The sequence below is a fragment of the Streptomyces sp. NPDC046859 genome (genome assembly GCF_040645135.1).
Classification (GTDB): domain Bacteria; phylum Actinomycetota; class Actinomycetes; order Streptomycetales; family Streptomycetaceae; genus Streptomyces.
Window position 1 is genome coordinate 129,072 of sequence record NZ_JBEYXR010000003.1, and the last position, 18,728, is coordinate 147,799.

Below are 18,728 nucleotides of genomic sequence, written 5' to 3' on the forward strand. Positions count from 1 at the left end.
TGCCGGTGCCGGCGCGGGGGCACTGCCGTCGTGCGGGTCAGCCGGTGTTGCGCAGGCCGGCGGCGACGCCGTTGACGGTGAGGAGCAGGGCGCGGGCGAGCAGCGGGTCGGGGTCGGCGCCGCTGGCGGCGGCGTCGCGCTGGCGCTTGAGCAGGGCGACCTGCAGGTACGAGATCGGGTCGAGGTAGGCGTCGCGGATGGCGAACGTCTGCTTGAGGACGGGCTGGGCGGCGAGGAGTTCGCTCTCGCCGGTGACCCGCAGGACCTCGCGGACGGTGAGTTCGTGCTCGGCCTCGATGGTGGCGAAGATGTGCTGGAGTTCCTCGGGGACGAGGGTCTCGACGTAGTGGCGGGCGATGCGCAGGTCGGTCTTCGCGAGGGTCATCTCGACGTTGGAGATGAAGTTGCGGAAGAAGTGCCACTGCTCGTGCATCTCGTCGAGCACGGTGTCCAGGCCGGCCTCGCGCAGCGCCTTCAGGCCGCTGCCGACGCCGAACCAGCCGGGGACGATCTGCCGGGACTGGGTCCAGCCGAACACCCACGGGATGGCGCGCAGCCCGTCGAGGGAGACGCCGGAGCCGGGGCGGCGGGAGGGCCGCGAGCCGAGGTGCAGGTCGGCGAGCTGGTCGACGGGGGTGGACGCGACGAAGTACGTGGGCAGGTCGGGGTCCTCGACGAGCTTGCGGTACGCGGTGTGCGCGGCGTCGGAGACGACGTCCATCGCGGCGTCCCAGCGGGCGAGCGCCTCGGTGGACTGGCGCGGCGCGGTGTGCAGCGCGGAGGCCTGGAGGGTGGCGGCGACGGTCAGTTCCAGGTTCTCGCGGGCCAGCGAGGGGACGAGGTACTTGTCGGAGATGACCTCGCCCTGTTCGGTGACCTTGATGGCGCCTTCGAGGGTGCCCCAGGGCTGGGCGAGGATCGCGTCGTGGGAGGGGCCGCCGCCGCGGCCGACGGTGCCGCCGCGGCCGTGGAAGAGGCGCAGCCGGACGCCGTAGCGGTGGGCGACGTCGCGCAGCCGGCGCTGGGCGCGGTGGATCTCCCACTGGCTGGTGGTGATGCCGCCGAACTTGGAGGAGTCGGAGTAGCCCAGCATGACCTCCTGGACGTCGCCGCGCAGCGCGACGAGGCGCCGGTAGGACGGGTCGGAGAGCATGTCCTCCAGGATGGTGTCGGCGGCCTTCAGCTCGTCCGTGGTCTCCAGGAGGGGGACGATGCCGATCTTGGCCCAGCCGGCGTGCAGGTCGAGCAGGCCGGCCTCGCGGGCGAGGACGGTGGCGGCGAAGACGTCGTCGGCGCCCTGGCACATGGAGATGATGTACGACTCGATGACCTCGGGTCCGAAGACCTCCAGGGCCCGCTTGACGGTCTGGAAGACGCCGAGGGTCTTCTCGCCGGCGGCGTCGACGGGTGCCGGGGTGGGGGCGAGGGGCCGCCGGGAGCGCAGTTCCTTGGCGAGGAGCTTGGTGCGGTAGTCGCGGGGCATGTCGGCGTAGCGCCAGGACTCCTCGCCGAGCCGGTCGAAGAGCTGGCCCAGGGCGTGGTGGTGGGCGTCGGCGTGTTCGCGGACGTCCATGGTGGCGAGCTGGAGGCCGAAGGCGGCGAGGGTGCGGATGGTGCGGTCCAGGCGTCCGTCGGCGAAGAGGCCGCCGCGGTGCTCGCGCAGGGAGCTCTGGATCAGGGTGAGGTCGGAGAGCAGTTCGCCGGTGCCGAGGTAGTCGCGGCCGGCCTCGTGCGGGGTGTTGCGGGCCAGGCGGGTCTTGGTGTTCTCCAGCTTCTGGCGGATGCAGGTGGCCTTGAGCCGGTAGGGCTCCTCGGCGTTGAGGCGCTTGTAGCGGGGGCTGATCTCGGGGAGGGCGTCGAGGTCGGCCTGGAGGGAGGCGAGGAGTTCGTCGGTGGCGCCGGTGTAGCGGATGGAGTTCGACAGGAAGCCGCGCAGCTCGTCGATCATCTCCAGGGCGTCGTTGATGCCGTGTTCGTGCTGGAGGATGAGGATGTCCCAGGTCACCTGGGGGGTGACGTTGGGATTGCCGTCGCGGTCGCCGCCGATCCAGGTGCCGAAGGTGAGGGGGCGGGTGTCGTCGGGGAGCTTGTGCCCGACGCGTTCCAGTTCGGCGGTGAGGTCCTCGAGGACGTCGCCGACGGCGCCGGCGTGCAGTTCGTCGAGGTAGTAGATGGCGTTGCGGGCCTCGTCGGCGGGCTCGGGGCGGACGACGCGCAGTTCGTCGGTCTGCCAGACGAGGTCGATGTTCTCGGCCAGTCGGGTGTCGGTGCGGCGGCGGTCGCCTTCGAGGACGGGCGTCTCCAGGAGGGCGGCGATGCGCCGCAGCTTGTTGAGGACGGAGCGGCGGGCGGCCTCGGTGGGGTGCGCGGTGAAGACGGGGCGCACGTTGAGGTTCTGGATGGTCTGCCGCAGGTGCTCGGGGTCGGCGTCCTTGAGCCGGTCGGCGGTGCGGGCGAGCAGACCGCCCTCGGCGGCGCGCCGGGCGCGCAGTTCGCGGCCGCGGTGGACCTGTTCGGTGACGTTGGCCAGGTGGAAGTAGGTGGAGAAGGCGCGGACCAGCTTGGCCGCGGTGTCGAGTTCGGTGCCGCGCAGCAGTTCGGCGGCGGCCTCGCCGTCCTCCCGGGTGAGGCGGCGGACCTTCTCGACGAGTTCCAGCAGCTCCGGGCCTTCTTGGCGGACGAGTGTCTCGCCGAGGAGGTCACCCAGCCGGCGGATGTCGGCACGCAACTCGGCGCTGGCGGTCTCCTGGGACACAGTCAGGTCGTCGGCACTGCTCACAGGTGCGGCTCCTTGCAGTGTTGAAGCTCGTCTGGGAGGGGAACCCGGCGCCGGGGGCCGTGCGGCGGGACCGCCGCTTACGGCTCCTGACATCCGGGAAGAAATCAGAGCGGACCGCGCTGTCCGACCGACACAAGGATAGGTGTCCGCAGGGACGCGCTGTCTCAGGGGCTCTTGCCGCAGGACGGCGCGCTGCCATACTTACGACGCCGTAGGTTACGGAACCGTAGGCACCGCCCCCACGGAGCCCGCCCGACCGTGACACGGCATCTGTCACAACCCTCGACCCCACAGGGGACGCCCATGACCACGAGCTCCGATGTGATCGAAGACGCCCCGAAGGCGAACGACGACACCCCGACCCCCTCCGCCACGCTCGGCGGCGAGAAGAAACGGTCGATCGAGCAGATCGCGCTTCTGCTCTTCATCATCCTGCCGTTCCTCGCGCTTCTCGCGGCGGTTCCGCTGGCCTGGGGCTGGGGGGTGAGCTGGCTCGACCTCGGCCTGATGGTCTTCTTCTACTTCCTGGGCTGCCACGGCATCACGATCGGCTTCCACCGCTACTTCACGCACGGTTCGTTCAAGGCCAAACGGCCGCTGCGGATCGCCCTGGCCGTCGCCGGGTCGATGGCCGTGGAGGGCCCGATCGTGCGCTGGGTGGCGGACCACCGCAAGCACCACAAGTTCTCGGACGCCGACGGCGACCCGCATTCGCCGTGGCGGTTCGGTGAGACCCTGCCGGCCCTGATGAAGGGCCTGTGGTGGGCACACATCGGATGGATGTTCGACGAGGAGCAGACGCCGCAGGAGAAGTACGCGCCGGACCTGATCAAGGACCCCGCGATCCGCGCCGTCTCCCGTCACTTCGTGTCCTTCACGGTCCTGTCGCTGGCGCTGCCCGCCGTGATCGGCGGTCTGGTGACGATGTCCTGGTGGGGCGCGTTCACCGGCTTCTTCTGGGGGTCCCTCGTCCGGGTGGCCCTGCTGCACCACGTGACCTGGTCGATCAACTCCATCTGCCACGCCGTGGGCAAGCGCCCGTTCAAGTCCCGGGACCGCTCGGGCAACGTGTGGTGGCTGGCCGTCCTGTCGTGCGGCGAGTCCTGGCACAACCTGCACCACGCCGACCCGACGTCCGCCCGGCACGGTGTGGAGCGCTGGCAGATCGACTCCTCGGCCCGCTTCATCCGCATCTTCGAGAAGTTCGGCTGGGCCTACGACGTGCGCTGGCCGTCACGCTCGCGTATCGATTCCCGGCGGAACACCGGGGAAGACGGCGCCCGCCGCCGGAAGGAACCCGCGAAGGCGGCATGATTGACGCCGTGGCGACCGACTCCAGCAGCACCTCCAGCAACGACAAGCCGCGGCGGGCGCGCCGTACCCGGATGACCGGTGCGGAGCGCCGCCAGCAGTTGCTGGAGATCGGTCGCACCCTGTTCGCGGCGAAGGGGTTCGAGGGCACGTCCGTGGAGGAGATCGCGGCGAAGGCCGGGGTGTCCAAGCCGGTGGTGTACGAGCACTTCGGCGGCAAGGAGGGCCTGTACGCGGTCGTCGTGGACCGGGAGATGCGGCGGCTGCTGGACATGGTGACCAGCTCGCTGACGGCGGGGCATCCGCGGGAGCTGTGCGAGCAGGCGGCGTTCGCGCTGCTGGACTACATCGAGGAGTACACGGACGGCTTCCGCATCCTGGTCCGTGACTCCCCCATCCCCCAGTCGACGGGGTCGTTCGCCTCGCTGATCTCCGACATCGCCACCCAGGTGGAGGACATCCTCGGCCGCGAGTTCAAGAGCCGCGGCTTCGACCCGAAGCTGGCGCCGCTGTACGCGCAGGCGCTGGTGGGGATGGTCGCCCTGACCGGGCAGTGGTGGCTGGACGTGCGCCGGCCGAAGAAGGCGGAGGTGGCGGCGCACCTGGTGAATCTGGCGTGGCACGGGCTGGACGGCCTGGAGGCCCGGCCGCATCTGATCGGGCGCCGCAAGAGCTGACGCCGGCGCGAACCGGCAGGGGCGCGCGGGGTGCCGGTTCGGCACCCCGCGCGCCCGGGTCCACGCTCACGCCGTGTTCCGGCGCGCTCAGTGCTTGAAGGTGTCCTTGCCCTTCTCCTTCGCCTGGCGCGCGTCGCCCTTCACTTGATCGGCCTTGCCCTCGGCGGTCATCCGCTCGTTGCCGGTCATCCGGCCCATGGCTTCCTTGGCTTTGCCCTTGGCCTGTTCCTTCATGGCCCGGGTCTTCTCTTCCTTCGCCACGTTCCTCACTCCTGCAAGGTTCGACGTCGCTGCCAAGGACCGGGTTTCCCGTGAGCCTCGGATCAAACAGCGGGGTGCGGGGACCGCCTGTGCGCGGGCGGACGGCGCCGATCATCACTGCTTTCTGCGGGCGACCGCGAAGATGCGGCGGAACGGGAACGCGGTGCCGTGCGGTCCGGGCGGGTACGCCTCGCGCAGCGCGGCCCGGTACGCGTCCAGGAAGGCGTCCCGGCGGCCGGGGTCGTCGGCGAGCGCGGTGAGGACGGGGCGCAGCCCCGTGCCCTTCACCCAGTCCAGGACGGGGTCCTCGCCGGGCAGCAGGTGCAGGTACGTCGTCTCCCACACGTCCGCCGTACAGTCCAGGGCGGTCAGGCGGGCCAGGTAGTCCCGTGGGTCGAGCACGGCGCCGGAGTGGCGCAGGACGTCCGCCAGGCCGTGGCGGGCGGCGAGGTCGCGCATCAGGCGGTGGCTGGGGGCGTCGAAGTTGCCGGGGACCTGGAAGGCGAAGGTGCCGCCGGGGCGCAGGCCGGCCACCCAGGAGCCGAAGCGGTCGGTGTGGCCCGGCACCCACTGCAGGGTGGCGCTGCTGACGATCAGGTCGTACGGCTCCTCGGGCGTCCAGGTGCCCACGTCGGCGTGGGCGAAGTCCAGGCGGCCGCCGCCCGCGGTGGGGCCCTCGTGCTCGGTGCGGGCGCGGTCCAGCATCTCGGGGGAGTTGTCGAGGCCGGTGATGTGGGCGGTGGGCCAGCGTGCGGCGAGCAGGGCGGTGACGTTGCCGGGGCCGCAGCCGAGGTCGGCGATCCGGGGCCGGTCGCCGGGGAGCGGGGGGACGCGGGCCAGGAGGTCGGTGAAGGGGCGGGCGCGGTGATCGGCGTGACGCAGGTACTGGGCGGGGTCCCAGGCGGGGGTGGGGGTGGCGGCTGCGGACATGGCGGGGCCTCCTGTCTTCCGGGTTCCAGCCTGCCCCCCGTTTTATCTTGACGTCAAGAGACTTCATGTCGACACAACCACTACACTGATCGTCATGGAGGACGAGGTCGATCGGCTGGTCGCGGCGTGGCGCCGGGAGCGCCCGGACCTCGACGTGGAGCCACTCGAGGTGCTCAGCCGGGTGAGCAGGCTGGCCCGGCATCTGGACCGTGCGCGCCGGCTGGCGTTTTCCGAGCACAGTCTGGAGCCCTGGGAGTTCGACGTGCTGACCGCGCTGCGGCGCGCGGGCGATCCCTACCAGCTCTCTCCGGGGCAGTTGCTGACGCAGACGCTGGTCACCTCGGGCACGATGACGAACCGCATCGACCGGCTGGCCAAGAAGGGCCTGGTGGAGCGGCTGCCCGACCCGAGCGACCGGCGCGGGGTGCTGGTGCGGCTCACGGCCGAGGGGCGTGATCGGGCCGACCAGGCGCTGGCGGGGCTGCTCGCGCAGGAGCGGGCGATCCTGGGGGAGCTGTCGGGTGGGCAGCGGACCGAGCTGGCGGGGTTGCTGCGCAGGCTGACCGCGCCGTTCGACAACATTCCGGGGTAGTGCCGCCGGCGGCGTGTCCGGCCCGTTCCCGCCCGCTTCCGGTGCCGGGTGGCGGCCGACCGCGGGTGCGGCGCCGTCGTGGCCCGCCCGCGCGGTTCCCCGCGCCCCGGAGGGCCTGATCCCCGCCCGGGGTCTTTTCAGGCGCTGGTCGTGGCCTCCGGGAGGATTCGGGTCGGGGGGTCCAGGTCCACCGGGCCCACTCCTGCTCGGCGGGCCAGGGCCACCGCGGCCAGGGTGGAGTGGACGCCCAGCTTGCCCAGGACGTTCTGCATGTGGGTGCGGACCGTGTGCGGGGAGAGGAACAGGCGTTCGGCGACGGCCTTGCGGCCCAGGCCCGCCACCATGCAGCGCAGCACCTCCCGCTCGCGCGGGGTCAGCGACTCCACGAGCCGTTCGCTCTCCGTGCGGTGCTTGCGGGCCGCCGTCAGCTCGCGCAGCACCCCCGTGAGCAGGGCGGGCGGCAGATGCGTCTCGTCGCGCAGCACCCCGCGGATCACGGTGAGCAGCCGGGACAGGGAGCAGTCCTTGGCGACCCAGCCGGACGCCCCGGCCTGGAGGGCGAGCGCGGCCCGGCGCGGGTCGTCCTTCTCGGCGAGGACGACGGTCCGTACGGCGGGCTGCGCGGAGCGGACACCGGCGACCAGCGAGATGCCGTCGACCAGTCCGTCCTCGCCCACCTCCTGGACGGGCGGGGCGGGCCGTATGCCCGGCAGGCCACCGCCCAGGTCGGCGTCGACGAGCAGCACGTCGAAGCGGCGCCCCTCGGCGGCCGCGCGCTCCAGGCAGCGCAGCGCGGCCGGACCGCTGCCCGCGGCGGAGACCTCGACATCGGGCTCGGCCGCCAGCGCGGCGGCGAGCGACTCGGCGAAGATGCGATGGTCGTCGACGACCAGGACTCGGATGCGAACCACGAAACCCCCTTCCCCACGCTCCCGAAGAGCAGGGGATACCCCATCGTCATGAGGACGACACCGGGAGACGAACACGATCGCGGGCGCGACGCCCGAAGCACGTAGGGCACGCACGGCCGCCGCCGTGCAGGAACTGCTACCCCCCACTTCGGGCGTCGAACCCGACTGTCTCGCCCCCTGATCAGCACCGGCCCCCACCGGTGCTGCTCATCAGAGTACGGGCGGGGGGCAGGAGCGGAAGCGAATTTGCAGAACTGGTTCGCCGACGCGTTTATGGTGAGCCGCATGTTTCGTCTGGAGACAGAAGTCGACACTTTCCGGCGGGATCTGCTCCGGCGGAGACTGCGGGACACCAACACCGCGGCCTCTCCGGTGCTGCGCGCCCTGCGCGGAACCCCAGGTGAACGCGAACTTCCGCTCCATGTGTGGGCCTTGGACGACGCGGGTGCCCTGGCCGGGGGGCTGGTCGGCCACACCTGGGCCACCTGGCTGCACGTCACGTACCTGTGGGTGGACGAACGCCACCGCGGCGCCCGGCTCGGTTCGCATCTGCTCGCACACGCGGAGCGCGTCGCCCGCGACGAGCGGGGCTGTGCTTCCGTGCGCCTGGAGACGTGGGACTTCCAGGCGCCGGAGTTCTACCGGAAGCGGGGGTACGACGTGGTGTGCGTGATCCCCGACTACCCGCCGGGGATCACCGAGTACACGCTCACCAAACGGCTGCGCTGAGCGCTCAGCGCAGCCGCTGCGCGCCCGCCGCCGGGACGGCCTCGAACACGCGCGGCGCGGTGAAGCCGGCCGCGGCGAAGGCGTCCTCGACGGCCTTGGTGACCGCCTCGACGTCCCCGGCCTCGCTCAGCACGATCGCCGAGCCGCCGAAGCCGCCGCCGGTCATCCGGGCGCCCAGCGCCCCGGCGGTCAGGGCCGCCTCGACGACGAGGTCGAGTTCGGGGCAGGAGACGCGGAAGTCGTCGCGCAGCGAGGCGTGGCCCTCGGTCAGGACCGGGCCGATGGCCCGGGTCTCGCCGGACTCCAGCAGGGCGACGACCCGCTCGACGCGCTCGTCCTCGGTGACGACGTGCCGCACCAGGCGGCGCACCTCCTCGTCGTCGCCGATCCGGGCGAGGGCCGCGTCCAGTTCGCCGTAGGGGACGTCCCGCAGGGCGTCGACGCCGAGGATCGCGGCGCCCTTCTCGCAGCCGGCGCGGCGCTTGCCGTACTCGCCCTCGCTGTGGGAGTGCTTGACCTGGGTGTCGACCACGAGCAGCCGCATGCCCTCCGCGGCCAGGTCGAAGGGGATCTGCCGCTGGGAGAGGTCGCGGGTGTCCAGGAAGAGGGCGTTGCCGGCCTCGCAGCAGGCGGACGCCGTCTGGTCCATGATCCCGACGGGGGCGCCCACGTAGACGTTCTCCGCGCGCTGGCACAGGCGGGCCAGCTGCCAGCCCTTCAGGCCCAGGTCGTACAGGTCGTTCAGGGCGAGCGCGACGACGACCTCCAGCGCCGCCGAGGAGGACAGGCCCGCGCCCGCCGGGACCGTGGACGCGAGGTGGACGTCGGCGCCGCCGACGGCGTGGCCGGCGTGCCGCAGCGCCCAGACGACCCCGGCGGGGTAGGCGGTCCAGGCGCGGTCGGTCTCGGGCGCGAGGTCGGCGACGCGCAGCTCCACGACACCGCCGCGCACGTCCTCGGAGTGCAGGCGCAGCACCCCGTCGTCGCGGCGGGCGACCGCGGCGACCGCGGTGTGCGGCAGCGCGAACGGCATGACGAAGCCGTCGTTGTAGTCGGTGTGCTCGCCGATGAGGTTGACCCGCCCGGGCGCGGCCCACACTCCCTCCGGCTCGGACCCGTACAGCTCCCGGAACCGCTGCGCGACCGCGGCCGCCGTGTCGACGCTCATCCCCTGATCCTGACCTTCCCTGCCGAACCGGCCTCGGTGGCCGGTGGGTTGACCGGCCGCTCAGCCGTAGAACCTAACGGGTGCGCTGGGCGAACTCCCACGCGTCCGTGACGATGCCCGCGAGGTCGGTGCGGGACGGGTTCCAGCCGAGCCGCTCGCGGGCGGTGGCGGCGGAGGCGACCAGGACGGCCGGGTCGCCGGCCCGGCGCGGGGCCACCACTTCGGGCACCGGGTGCCCGGTGACCTGACGGACCGTCTCGATGACCTCGCGGACGGAGAATCCGTTGCCGTTGCCGAGGTTGCAGACGAGGTGCTCGCCCGGCACGGCGGCCTTCAGGGCGAGGAGATGGGCCTCGGCGAGGTCGGCGACGTGGATGTAGTCGCGGACGCAGGTGCCGTCCGGCGTCGGGTAGTCGTCGCCGAACACGGAGATCGACTCGCGCCGGCCCTGGGCGACCTGGAGGACCAGCGGGATCAGGTGCGACTCGGGGTCGTGACGCTCGCCGTGCTCCCCGTAGGCGCCGGCGACGTTGAAGTAGCGCAGCGACACCGCGGCGAGGCCGTGGGCCGCCGCCTCGCCGGTGATCATGTGGTCGACGGCCAGTTTGGAGGCGCCGTAGGGGTTGGTCGGCAGCGTGGGCGCCGACTCGACGATCGGCACCCCGGCCGGCTCACCGTAGGTGGCCGCCGTGGAGGAGAAGACGAGGGTGCGCACGCCCGCCTCGCGCATGGCGCCGAGCAGGGCCATGGAGCCGCCGACGTTGTTCTCCCAGTACTTCTCGGGCTTCACGACAGACTCGCCGACCTGGGAGGAGGCGGCGAAGTGCAGGACGGCGTCGAAGGAGGCGTCCAGCCACTTGGCGGCGTCGCGGATGTCGCCCTCGACGAACGTGGCGCCGGCGGGCACGCCCTCGCGGAAGCCGGTGGAGAGGTTGTCGAGGACGACCACCTCGTTCCCGGCCTCGAGCAGATGCCGCGCGACCACGCTGCCGACGTAGCCCGCGCCCCCGGTGACCAGAAACTTCCCGCTCATCTAACTCGCTACCTCTCGCAGTCGCTCAGCCGCGCGCTCCGGCGGCACGTCGTTGATGAACACGTTCATGCCGGATTCCGAACCCGCGAGGAACTTCAGCTTGCCGGACGCACGGCGGATGGTGAAAAGCTCGAGGTGCAGCGCGAAGTCGTCGCGGACGACACCGTCGAACTCCGCCGATCGGCCGAACGGCGCCTGGTGCCAGGCGGAGATGTACGGCGTCGGCGGCTCACCCTCGCCGAAGATCCGGTCGAAGCGCCTCAGCAGTTCCAGATAGACCTGGGGGAACTCCGCGCGCGCCGCCTCGTCGAGGGCGAGCAGGTCGGGCACCCGGCGCTTGGGATACAGGTGCACCTCGTACGGCCAGTGCGCGGCGTACGGCACGAAGGCCACCCAGTGTTCACCCTCCAGGACGACCCGCTCCCCGGCGAGTTCCCTCTCCAGGACGGCGTCGAAGAGGTTGCCGCCGCCGGTGGCGGCCTTGTGCCGCGCGAGCGAACGCAGCATCTGGGCGGTGCGCGGCGTGGTGAAGGGGTAAGCGTAGATCTGCCCGTGCGGATGTCCGAGGGTGACACCGATCTCGGCGCCGCGGTTCTCGAAGCAGAACACCTGCTCGACGGAGGGCAGCGACGACAGTTCCGAGGTGCGGTCGGTCCACGCGTCCAGGACGAGGCGGGCCTGTTCCTCGGTCAGATCGGCGAAGGAGGCATCGTGGTCGGAGGTGAAGCAGACGACCTCGCAGCGCCCGGAGTCACCGGCGAGCGACGGGAAGCGGTTCTCGAAGACGACGACGTCGTAGGAGGAGTCGGGGATCTCGCTGAGCCGGCCGTCGCGGGAGGGGCAGAGCGGGCATTCGTCGGCCGGCGGGTGGTAGGTGCGGCCCTGCCGGTGGGAGGCGATGGCGACGGCGTCCCCGAGGAGGTCGTCATGCCGGATCTCGGACGTGGTGACGGTGGGCTCCAGCGGGCGGCGGTCGGCCGCCTGGCGCAGGGTGTCGTCGCGCAGGTCGTAGTAGATGAGCTCCCGACCGTCCGCCAGCCGGGTCGAGGTCTTCTTCACGCGGGACTCCATTCGAGCCACTCAGGTCTTCCGGGACGCTCCGGCACTTCTCCGAGCCGTCATCCAACAGAACTAAACATAGCAGAACACAACCCATCAAGCTCGGTCAACATCACGATCAAACAAAAAACGTCACTCAAAGTGTTCAGTTACTGAACACAGCGGCGTAGGTTCCGCTCTGGATCGGTTCGCTAAACGAAGCGAGTACACATGGAAACCCCCACATATCCCCCCACCTACCTCGCCGCAGAGCTCCGGCTCCCCACGAACTGGGTCGACTACACGCTGCTGGGCATCTACTTCGTCGTCGTGCTGGGCATCGGGTTCGCCGCCCGCCGCTCGGTCAAGACCAGCCTGGACTTCTTCCTGTCCGGGCGCTCCCTGCCGGCCTGGGTGACCGGCCTGGCCTTCGTCTCCGCCAACCTGGCCGCCACCGAGATCCTCGGCATGGCCGCCAACAGCGCCCAGTACGGCGCCTACACCGTCCACTGGTACTGGATCGGCGCCATCCCGGCCATGGTCTTCCTCGGCCTGGTGATGATGCCCTTCTACTACGGCAGCAAGGTCCGCTCCGTGCCGGAGTTCCTGCTGCTGCGCTTCGACCGGGGGGCCCATCTGCTCAGTTCGATCCTGTTCGCCTTCGCCGCCATCCTGATCGCCGGGGTGAACCTGTACGCCCTCGCGATCGTGGTCGAGGCCCTGCTGGGCTGGCCGGAGTGGGTGGCGATCGTGGTCGCCGGCTTCTTCGTGCTGGCGTACATCACCCTGGGCGGTCTGTCCTCGGCGATCTACAACGAGGTCCTGCAGTTCTTCGTGATCCTGGCCGCGCTCATCCCGATCACGGTGCTCGCCCTGAAGAAGGTCGGCGGCTGGGACGGCCTGACCGACACCCTGACCAGGACCCACGGCGACGACTTCGTCACCGCCTGGGGCGGCACCGGCATCGGCGACGCCAACCCGCTCGGCGCCAACTGGCTGACGATCGTCCTCGGCCTCGGCTTCGTGCTGTCGTTCGGCTACTGGACCACGAACTTCGCCGAGGTCCAGCGCGCCCTGTCCGCGAAGAACCTCTCGGCGGCCCAGCGCACCCCGCTGATCGCGGCCTACCCCAAGATCTTCATCGTCTTCCTGGTGATGATTCCCGGCCTGGCGGCCGCCGCCCTGGTCCCCGGCTTCGGCACCGAGAAGTCGGGATACCAGTACAACGACGCCATCCCCTTCCTCATGGAGGGACTGCTGCCCAACGGTGTGCTCGGCATCGCGGTCACCGGTCTGCTGGCCGCGTTCATGGCCGGCATGGCGGCCAACGTGTCGTCCTTCAACACGGTGTTCACCACGGACATCTGGCAGAAGTACGTGGTCAAGGACCGCGAGGACTCCTACTACGTGCGCTTCGGGCGGCTCATCACGGCCGTCGGCGTCATGGCCTCCGTCGGTACGGCCTTCCTGGCCTCGTCGTTCTCGAACATCATGAGCTACCTGCAGACGCTGTTCTCCTTCTTCAACGTGCCGATGTTCGTGGTCTTCATCATCGGCATGTTCTGGAAGCGGGCCTCGATGAAGTCGGGCTTCTGGGGGCTGCTGGCCGGCACCACGGCGGCGATGGTCAACTACTTCGTCCTCTACAAGCAGGGCGTCATCTCCATCCCCACCGACCAGGGCGCGAACTTCGTCTCCGCCATCGCGGGCTTCGTGGCCGGCGCCGTCGTCATGGTGGCCGTCTCCCTGTTCACCGCGCCGAAGCCCGCGCACGAACTGCAGGGCCTGGTCTACGGCACCCGCTCCCCCGGCATGTCGGAGCCGCCCGCCGAGGGCGACGACGCCTGGTACCGCAGGCCCGCCCTGCTGGGCTGGGGCGCCGTGATCCTGGCAGCCCTCTGCTACATCCCGTTCTCGTTCTGACCAGGAAGGTCCTGACCGACCATGACCGACCATCCCGAGCACCCCGACCGCCCGCGCCACCCCGGCTTCTCCGAGGAGGACGTGCAGCGCGAGGTCACCGAGCTGCAGGAGAAGTCCGAGACGGCCGCCCGGCTCTTCGACATCCGGCGCATCATCGGCGGACTCTTCGTCGTCTACGGCGTGATCGTCACGCTCGTCGGCATCACCGACGACGACGCCGCGATCGACAAGGCGGAGGGTGTCAACATCAACCTGTGGACGGGCCTGGCCATGCTGCTGCTCGGCCTGTTCTTCCTGGCCTGGCTGAAGCTGCGGCCGACCGCGCCGCCGCCCCCGCCGGTCGCGCCGGGCGACGAACCGTCCGAATGACCCCGCCGGGGGCGAGCGGCGTCCGCCCTCGCCCCCGCCGTCCTCCGCCCCCGGGAAGCGACTGGCCGATCATGCGGGGCTCCCGCCTGACCGACGGGACACCCCCTACGGCTCCAGCGGCGCGTGGGGGCGGGGCAGCGGGCCCGCCCGGTCGAGCAGGCCGGTGCGGGCCGCCAGCGCCGCCGCCTCCAGACGCGATCCGACGCCCAGCTTCATCAGCACCCGCTGGACATGGGTGCGGGCCGTCGACGGCGCGATGCCCATGCCGGCGGCGATGAGCCGGGTGTCCTCGCCGTCGGCGACCCGCACCAGCACCTCCACCTCCCGCGGGGTGAGCATCTGGAGCAGCCGCTGCCCCTCGTCGTCCGGCTGGGCCGCCGGGTTGAGCAGCTCGCTGAACGCGCCCTGCAGCAGCTGCGGCGCCACCGCCGCCTCACCGGCCCGCGCCTTCATGATCGCCCGCTCGACCCCCTCGATGCGCTCGTCGTGCCGTACGTAGCCGGAGGCGCCGGCCGCGAACGCCGCCGCGATCCCGCGCGGGCTCGGCACCGGTCCGAGGACCAGCACCGCCACCTGCGGCCGCTCCCGCTTGATCCGCACCACCGGGTCGAACATGCCCGGCTCCGCGGGCGTCGCCGTCCCCAGCAGGCACACCTCGGGCGCCCGCGCGATCACCAGCTCGGCCGCCCCCGCGGCCGGAGCGGCCGCGGCCAGCACCCGATGCCCCCTCAGTTTCAGAGCCGAGGCCAGCGCCTCGGCGAGCAACCGGTGGTCGTCGACCACCATCAGCCGCACTCCCATCGAGCAACCCCCCAGTCCCCCCAATGGATCTCCCGCCATGCCCGGATCCGGTCACGCCGGTCCGGACGCCCCACTATGGATGCCCACTGGTCCGCGCGGACAGAAGCCCCCTCCCGGCTCCCCTGCCCTTCATGCCCCCGGAAGCTACACGCTTGTTCGACGTCGCGCTCCCCCTACAAGCGATAAGTGCCCCGGAACGGCGGATTTTCCAGCTTTCCCCGCACGCCGGGGCGCGCAGGCAGTAAGCCGGCGGCCCCGCTCCTGACCAGGAACGGGGCCGCCGGGCACGCAAGGGGCGCGCGCGTCAGCTCTTCGCGCCGAACGCGATCACATGCCACCGCTGCTCCCCCGAACTCCCCAGGGAGCTGGCGAACCTGGACGACATGTACAGATGGCCCTGGGAGTAGAGGAGCTCGGCGTAGTCCGGGGACATCCGCGTCTCCACGTCCCGGACCGTGCGCGCGGCCGGGTTCTCCAGCAGCTTGGTCTCCTTGAAGCTGCCGCCGTCGATGCTGACGATCTGCCCGCCCTTGTCGTACGGGGGCCGCTTGTAGGCGATCACGTCGCCGCCGTCCATGCGCAGCGGCGTGATCGTGTAGCGGTCGCCGGCGTCCGCGCGCTGCCCGGTCTGCTTGCCGCTGGCCAGGTCGAAGGCGACGATCTCGTTGGTGCGGCCGTACTCGCCGCCTCCGGCGTGCTCCTTGGTGGCGGCGTACAGCCGGTCGTTGCCGACGACGACGCCGGTGCACGCCTCGATGGTGGTGACGCCGGAGCAGCGGGCCGAGAACTTGTCGGCGGGCAGCGGGATGCGGATGCGCAGCTTGCCCGTCCTGTTGTCGATGGAGAAGGCGTCCGAGATGCCGATGGCGTCGGACTCGCCGACCTCGGCGGCCACCACGAGCGGGTCGGTGGAGATGACGCTGGCGTACTCGACGCCCTCGGCCATCTTGTACTCGGAGATCACCTTCCCGCTCTTCGGGTCGATGGTCTGGATGTGCAGCTGCGGCTGGTCGTAGCTGCCGCACTTGCGCACGGCGACCAGCTTGGGCCCGCCGGCGTACCCGAGGTCGTAGCAGCCGTCGTCGGCCTTCGGCGTCCACAGCTGCCTGCCGGACTCCAGGTCGAAGGCGGCGCCGCCGCTGGTGCCGCCCGCGGCGACGGTGCCGCCGCTGACGGTGAGGTTGTCGAAGCGGAGCTCACGGCTGCCGGTCTTGGCGGTCTTCGTCCACAGCTTCTTGCCGGCGTCGAGGTCGATCGCCGCGACCTGGCTGCAGCCGTAGGACGGCTTGTCCTTCGTCGGCTTCGCGGGCTGGAAGGCGATCGCCGTCAGGTGGTCGTCGGTGACGTGCCTGCTGGCCTGGCAGACCGGTCCGGGCAGCGGGATCGTCCACAGCTCGGTGCCCTTGTCGGGGTCGTAGCCGACGATCTCGGAGACGCCGCTCTTGACGTACGCCTTGTCGGTCAGCCACGAGCCGGCGACCACGACGCTGGTGTCCTCGTCGACTTTGGGCGACGGGATCTTGAACAGCACGTCGGAGTTGGCGTCGGAGGGCACCTTCTCGGTGCCGTCGGGGGTGTCCCCGCCGCCGCCCTGCCCGTCGTCGTCTCCGCCGCCGGTGCCGCCGCTGGAGCTGGCCGTCTCGTCCTTGCCGCCGTCGTCACCGTTCTTGAACAGGTACACCCCGCCGACGACCAGGGCGATCACCACGACCACCGCGGCCGCGACCACCGCGATCCGCGAGCCGTTCGAGCCGCCGCCGGTCCCCGTGACGGGCTGTGTCGGATAGGGCTGCGGCTGCTGCGGATAGCCGTAACCGGGCTGCTGGCCGTACGGGTTGGGCGTCGGGTACGGCTGCTGGGGCTGCTGCTGCGCGTACGGGTTGGGCTGCTGGCCCGGATAGCCGTACGGCTGCGCCGGCGGCTGGGGCTGCTGCGGTGCCTGCGGGTAACCGTAGCCGGGCTGCTGCGGCGGACCGGCCGGCGGGGTGGGCGGCCCCTGCGGCGGCTGCGGCGGCTGGTACTGCCCGCCGGGCTGCTGGGGCGGCTGGTCCTGGGGCGGGCCGAAGCCGCCCTGCGGGGGCTGGTTCGGCGGCGGGGGCGGCGGCTGGGTCATGGCGGGGGCACCTCGGGGAGGGGGACGGGAGCGCGGCGGACACGGCGGAGGCGCGGGTGGCGGGCACCGCGCCGAACTCACTTGCCGTAGGCGAGGATCAGCTTCTCCTTGGCGTCGTCCTGGCCGCTGAGGCGGGTGCTCGACAGGTAGAAGCGGCCGTCGACCCAGTCGTACGCCTTGGAGAAGAAGCCGTTCTCGATCCGCGCGGCGCTCACCGGGTTCTGCAGGAGCTTGGCCGGCTCGTGGCTGCCGCCGGACAGCGGGATCGCCACGACCTGGCCGCCCGCGTCGTAGGACGGCGTCACGTACGCGACGAGCTTGCCGTCCTCGACCTTGACCGGGAGCATCGTCTCCTCGGCGGGGGACTTGACGCGCCACTTCTCCTTGCCGCTGTCCAGGCTGATCGCGACGATCTCGTTGGCGGCGGCGGTGGCCTTGGTCGGCATGTACAGCGTGTCGTCGTCGGCGACCACTCCGCCGCAGCCCTGCAGGGCGCGCTCCAGGATGGCCCAGCCGCACTCGGCGCCGATCTCCAGGTCGACGGAGACCTGCGAGCGGCGCTTGCCGCCGGAGTCGAACGTGGAGATGTTCCACGTCTTCTTGTCCTTGTTGGTGCTGTAGACGACCAGCGGGTCGACCGAGAAGACGCGGGCGACCCGCCAGCCCCCGTCGATCTCGCGCGTCCACTTGGCCTTGCCCGTCGCCGGGTCGAGGACCTGGATCTCGTCGTGCTCGCCGGAGCCGCCGGCGTCGCAGGACGCCACGCCGACCAGGGCGTCGCCGCCCGCGAAGGCGTCGGGGAAGCACTTGTCGCCGTAGCGCTGCTTGTCCCACATCTTCTTGCCGGTGCCGACGTCGTAGGCGGTGCCGGACTGCGAGCGGCCCACCATCAGCGTCTTGCCGGTGATGGACATCTCGACCTTGAGGGTGGTGTCGAACAGGCCGCCCTCGGCGACCGTGCCCTTCCAGCCCTTCGCGCCGGTGTTCAGGTCGATCTGCTGGAGCTGGTTGCACTTGGCGCGGTCGCTGCTGCCGCTCATGTAGGCCACGACGACCTTGTCGTCGGAGGACTTCTGCGCGGTGACCGAGCAGATCTTCTCCGGGAAGGTGATCGGGTCCCAGGCGGCCTCGCCGTCGGCGACGCGGTAGCCGAAGACCTGCTTGTACGCCGCCTTCACCGCGGTCTTGTCGGTGATCCACATGCCGGGGGCGTCCGCGCCCGAGCCGGGGGCGTCGGGGGCCGGCTGGTACCAGAGCACCTTCGCCTCGCCGGCCTGCCGGCCGCCGTTGAGGTTCTCCGGGTCGGCGCCGCCGCCACTGCCGCCGTCGTCGCCGGTCGGCGACGCGGAGCCCTTCGGGTCGTCGGTCTTCTGCGCGACCGGCTTCTTCGGGTCGTCGTCGCCGCCGGTCAGCGCGTACACGGTGCCGCCGATCACCGCGAGCGCGGCGACGGCCGCGACGACGGCGAGGGCGGGCTTGCCCTTGAACGGGTTGCGCGAGCCTCCGGGCGGGGTGCCGGGCACTCCGGGGTACTGCGGCTGGCCCGGGTAGCCGTAACCCGGCTGCGGCTGCTGCCCGTAGGGGCCGGGCTGCTGCGGCTGGCCGTACGGACCGGGCTGCTGGGGGGGCTGGCCGTACGGGCCCGGCTGCTGGGGCGGCTGGCCGTACGGGCCGGACGCGTAGGGGCCCGGCTGCTGCGGGGGCTGCTGCGGGTAGCCGTAGCCGGGCTGGGGCGGGCCGGCCGGCGGCTGCGGCGGGCCCTGCGGCGGCGGAGGCGTCTGGGGGGCGCCCTGCGGCGGGGGCGGGGACTGCGGGGCACCGTCCGGCTGCGGCGGCTGCGGGGCGCCGAAGCCGCCCTGCCGCGGGTCCTGCGGTGCGCCGAAACCGCCCTGCGGCGGCTGGTTGGGCGGCTGGCTCATGAGCGGTCCCCCTTGATGGGCCGGTGCGGTGCCGCGTCCTGTGCCGTCGCGATCTCGCCACACCGGCGTTTCTCACACTGTCCTCAGCGGCCCTTTCTATCACCCGTCACCGACGGCGCACCGGTCCGCGCCCGCCCCTGTACCCAAGGGAGGACCGGCCTGTGATGCCCTCGT

Annotated in this window: 16 protein-coding genes; 6 read left to right on the plus strand and 10 right to left on the minus strand. The window is 71.5% G+C overall.

The features are described from left to right. Positions 1 to 37 precede the first annotated feature (37 nt). Entirely contained in the window at positions 38 to 2,779 is a 2,742-nt protein-coding gene (ppc, locus tag ABZ899_RS05045; protein ID WP_361340853.1) for a phosphoenolpyruvate carboxylase, read from the minus strand. Between the two features lie 303 nt (positions 2,780 to 3,082). On the opposite strand from ppc, the gene ABZ899_RS05050 reads away from it, so the two are divergent. Both ABZ899_RS05050 and ABZ899_RS05055 read left to right on the plus strand, forming a co-directional pair. Next, positions 3,083 to 4,093: a fatty acid desaturase gene (locus ABZ899_RS05050; RefSeq protein WP_361340855.1), complete on the plus strand. Its 1,011-nt coding sequence runs from the start codon at positions 3,083 to 3,085 to the stop codon at positions 4,091 to 4,093. Then, on the plus strand, positions 4,090 to 4,767 hold the full coding sequence (locus ABZ899_RS05055) for a TetR/AcrR family transcriptional regulator (protein WP_361340858.1): 678 nt from the start codon (positions 4,090 to 4,092) through the stop codon (positions 4,765 to 4,767). The genes ABZ899_RS05050 and ABZ899_RS05055 overlap by 4 nt, the downstream gene beginning before the upstream one ends. Positions 4,768 to 4,854: 87 nt before the next feature. Here the strand turns inward: ABZ899_RS05055 and ABZ899_RS05060 are convergent, their stop codons facing one another. Further along, complete coding sequence (locus tag ABZ899_RS05060) at positions 4,855 to 5,028, minus strand: CsbD family protein (protein WP_361340861.1); 174 nt, start codon at positions 5,026 to 5,028, stop codon at positions 4,855 to 4,857. A 114-nt stretch (positions 5,029 to 5,142) separates the two neighbouring features. Continuing rightward, on the minus strand, positions 5,143 to 5,958 hold the full coding sequence (locus ABZ899_RS05065; RefSeq protein WP_361340864.1) for a trans-aconitate 2-methyltransferase: 816 nt from the start codon (positions 5,956 to 5,958) through the stop codon (positions 5,143 to 5,145). A 94-nt stretch (positions 5,959 to 6,052) separates the two neighbouring features. Between ABZ899_RS05065 and tamR the strand changes: the two genes are divergently transcribed. Continuing rightward, positions 6,053 to 6,550: a MarR family transcriptional regulator TamR gene (tamR, locus tag ABZ899_RS05070; protein WP_361340866.1), complete on the plus strand. Its 498-nt coding sequence runs from the start codon at positions 6,053 to 6,055 to the stop codon at positions 6,548 to 6,550. A 137-nt stretch (positions 6,551 to 6,687) separates the two neighbouring features. Here the strand turns inward: tamR and ABZ899_RS05075 are convergent, their stop codons facing one another. Further along, positions 6,688 to 7,461: a response regulator transcription factor gene (locus ABZ899_RS05075; RefSeq protein WP_361340869.1), complete on the minus strand. Its 774-nt coding sequence runs from the start codon at positions 7,459 to 7,461 to the stop codon at positions 6,688 to 6,690. Positions 7,462 to 7,734: 273 nt separating this feature from the next. Between ABZ899_RS05075 and ABZ899_RS05080 the strand changes: the two genes are divergently transcribed. Further along, entirely contained in the window at positions 7,735 to 8,190 is a 456-nt protein-coding gene (locus tag ABZ899_RS05080) for a GNAT family N-acetyltransferase (RefSeq protein ID WP_361340872.1), read from the plus strand. Between the two features lie 4 nt (positions 8,191 to 8,194). Here the strand turns inward: ABZ899_RS05080 and galK are convergent, their stop codons facing one another. The 3 genes from galK to galT all read right to left on the minus strand — a co-directional run bounded on the left by galK (position 8,195) and on the right by galT (position 11,450). Beyond that, positions 8,195 to 9,358, minus strand: coding sequence for a galactokinase (galK, locus tag ABZ899_RS05085; protein WP_361340875.1), 1,164 nt, complete (start codon positions 9,356 to 9,358; stop codon positions 8,195 to 8,197). 73 nt (positions 9,359 to 9,431) lie between these two features. After that, entirely contained in the window at positions 9,432 to 10,391 is a 960-nt protein-coding gene (galE, locus tag ABZ899_RS05090; RefSeq protein ID WP_361340878.1) for a UDP-glucose 4-epimerase GalE, read from the minus strand. After that, positions 10,392 to 11,450, minus strand: a complete 1,059-nt coding sequence (galT, locus tag ABZ899_RS05095) for a galactose-1-phosphate uridylyltransferase (protein WP_361340881.1) — start codon at positions 11,448 to 11,450, stop codon at positions 10,392 to 10,394. It lies immediately after the preceding gene. Positions 11,451 to 11,660: 210 nt separating this feature from the next. On the opposite strand from galT, the gene ABZ899_RS05100 reads away from it, so the two are divergent. Together ABZ899_RS05100 and ABZ899_RS05105 are read left to right on the plus strand one after the other, a co-directional pair. Beyond that, the gene (locus ABZ899_RS05100) at positions 11,661 to 13,352 is read left to right on the plus strand and encodes a sodium:solute symporter family protein (protein WP_361340884.1); all 1,692 of its coding nucleotides are present in this window, start codon (positions 11,661 to 11,663) and stop codon (positions 13,350 to 13,352) included. Positions 13,353 to 13,373: 21 nt separating this feature from the next. Further along, complete coding sequence (locus tag ABZ899_RS05105; RefSeq protein ID WP_361340887.1) at positions 13,374 to 13,721, plus strand: hypothetical protein; 348 nt, start codon at positions 13,374 to 13,376, stop codon at positions 13,719 to 13,721. A gap of 105 nt (positions 13,722 to 13,826) precedes the next feature. On the opposite strand, the gene ABZ899_RS05110 is transcribed toward ABZ899_RS05105, so the two are convergent. The 3 genes from ABZ899_RS05110 to ABZ899_RS05120 form a co-directional block, all read right to left on the minus strand. Beyond that, the gene (locus ABZ899_RS05110; protein ID WP_361340890.1) at positions 13,827 to 14,522 is read right to left on the minus strand and encodes a LuxR C-terminal-related transcriptional regulator; all 696 of its coding nucleotides are present in this window, start codon (positions 14,520 to 14,522) and stop codon (positions 13,827 to 13,829) included. Between the two features lie 304 nt (positions 14,523 to 14,826). Next, positions 14,827 to 16,635 carry a PQQ-binding-like beta-propeller repeat protein gene (locus ABZ899_RS05115; protein WP_361340893.1) on the minus strand — a complete coding sequence of 603 codons (1,809 nt, stop codon included), beginning with the start codon at positions 16,633 to 16,635 and terminating at the stop codon, positions 14,827 to 14,829. Between the two features lie 77 nt (positions 16,636 to 16,712). Beyond that, the gene (locus ABZ899_RS05120; RefSeq protein ID WP_361340896.1) at positions 16,713 to 18,554 is read right to left on the minus strand and encodes a PQQ-binding-like beta-propeller repeat protein; all 1,842 of its coding nucleotides are present in this window, start codon (positions 18,552 to 18,554) and stop codon (positions 16,713 to 16,715) included. Positions 18,555 to 18,728: the final 174 nt, after the last annotated feature.

Coding starts and splice junctions, on each gene's coding strand:
- ABZ899_RS05055 (WP_361340858.1), top strand. CDS start 4,090: ATGATTGACGCCGTGGCGACCGACTCCAGCAGCACCTCCAGCAACGAC.
- ABZ899_RS05080 (WP_361340872.1), top strand. CDS start 7,735: ATGGTGAGCCGCATGTTTCGTCTGGAGACAGAAGTCGACACTTTCCGG.
- ABZ899_RS05100 (WP_361340884.1), top strand. CDS start 11,661: ATGGAAACCCCCACATATCCCCCCACCTACCTCGCCGCAGAGCTCCGG.
- tamR (WP_361340866.1), top strand. CDS start 6,053: ATGGAGGACGAGGTCGATCGGCTGGTCGCGGCGTGGCGCCGGGAGCGC.
- ABZ899_RS05115 (WP_361340893.1), bottom strand. CDS start 16,635: ATGACCCAGCCGCCGCCCCCGCCGCCGAACCAGCCCCCGCAGGGCGGC.
- ABZ899_RS05120 (WP_361340896.1), bottom strand. CDS start 18,554: ATGAGCCAGCCGCCCAACCAGCCGCCGCAGGGCGGTTTCGGCGCACCG.
- galK (WP_361340875.1), bottom strand. CDS start 9,358: ATGAGCGTCGACACGGCGGCCGCGGTCGCGCAGCGGTTCCGGGAGCTG.
- ABZ899_RS05110 (WP_361340890.1), bottom strand. CDS start 14,522: ATGGGAGTGCGGCTGATGGTGGTCGACGACCACCGGTTGCTCGCCGAG.
- ABZ899_RS05065 (WP_361340864.1), bottom strand. CDS start 5,958: ATGTCCGCAGCCGCCACCCCCACCCCCGCCTGGGACCCCGCCCAGTAC.
- ABZ899_RS05105 (WP_361340887.1), top strand. CDS start 13,374: ATGACCGACCATCCCGAGCACCCCGACCGCCCGCGCCACCCCGGCTTC.
- galE (WP_361340878.1), bottom strand. CDS start 10,391: ATGAGCGGGAAGTTTCTGGTCACCGGGGGCGCGGGCTACGTCGGCAGC.
- ABZ899_RS05050 (WP_361340855.1), top strand. CDS start 3,083: ATGACCACGAGCTCCGATGTGATCGAAGACGCCCCGAAGGCGAACGAC.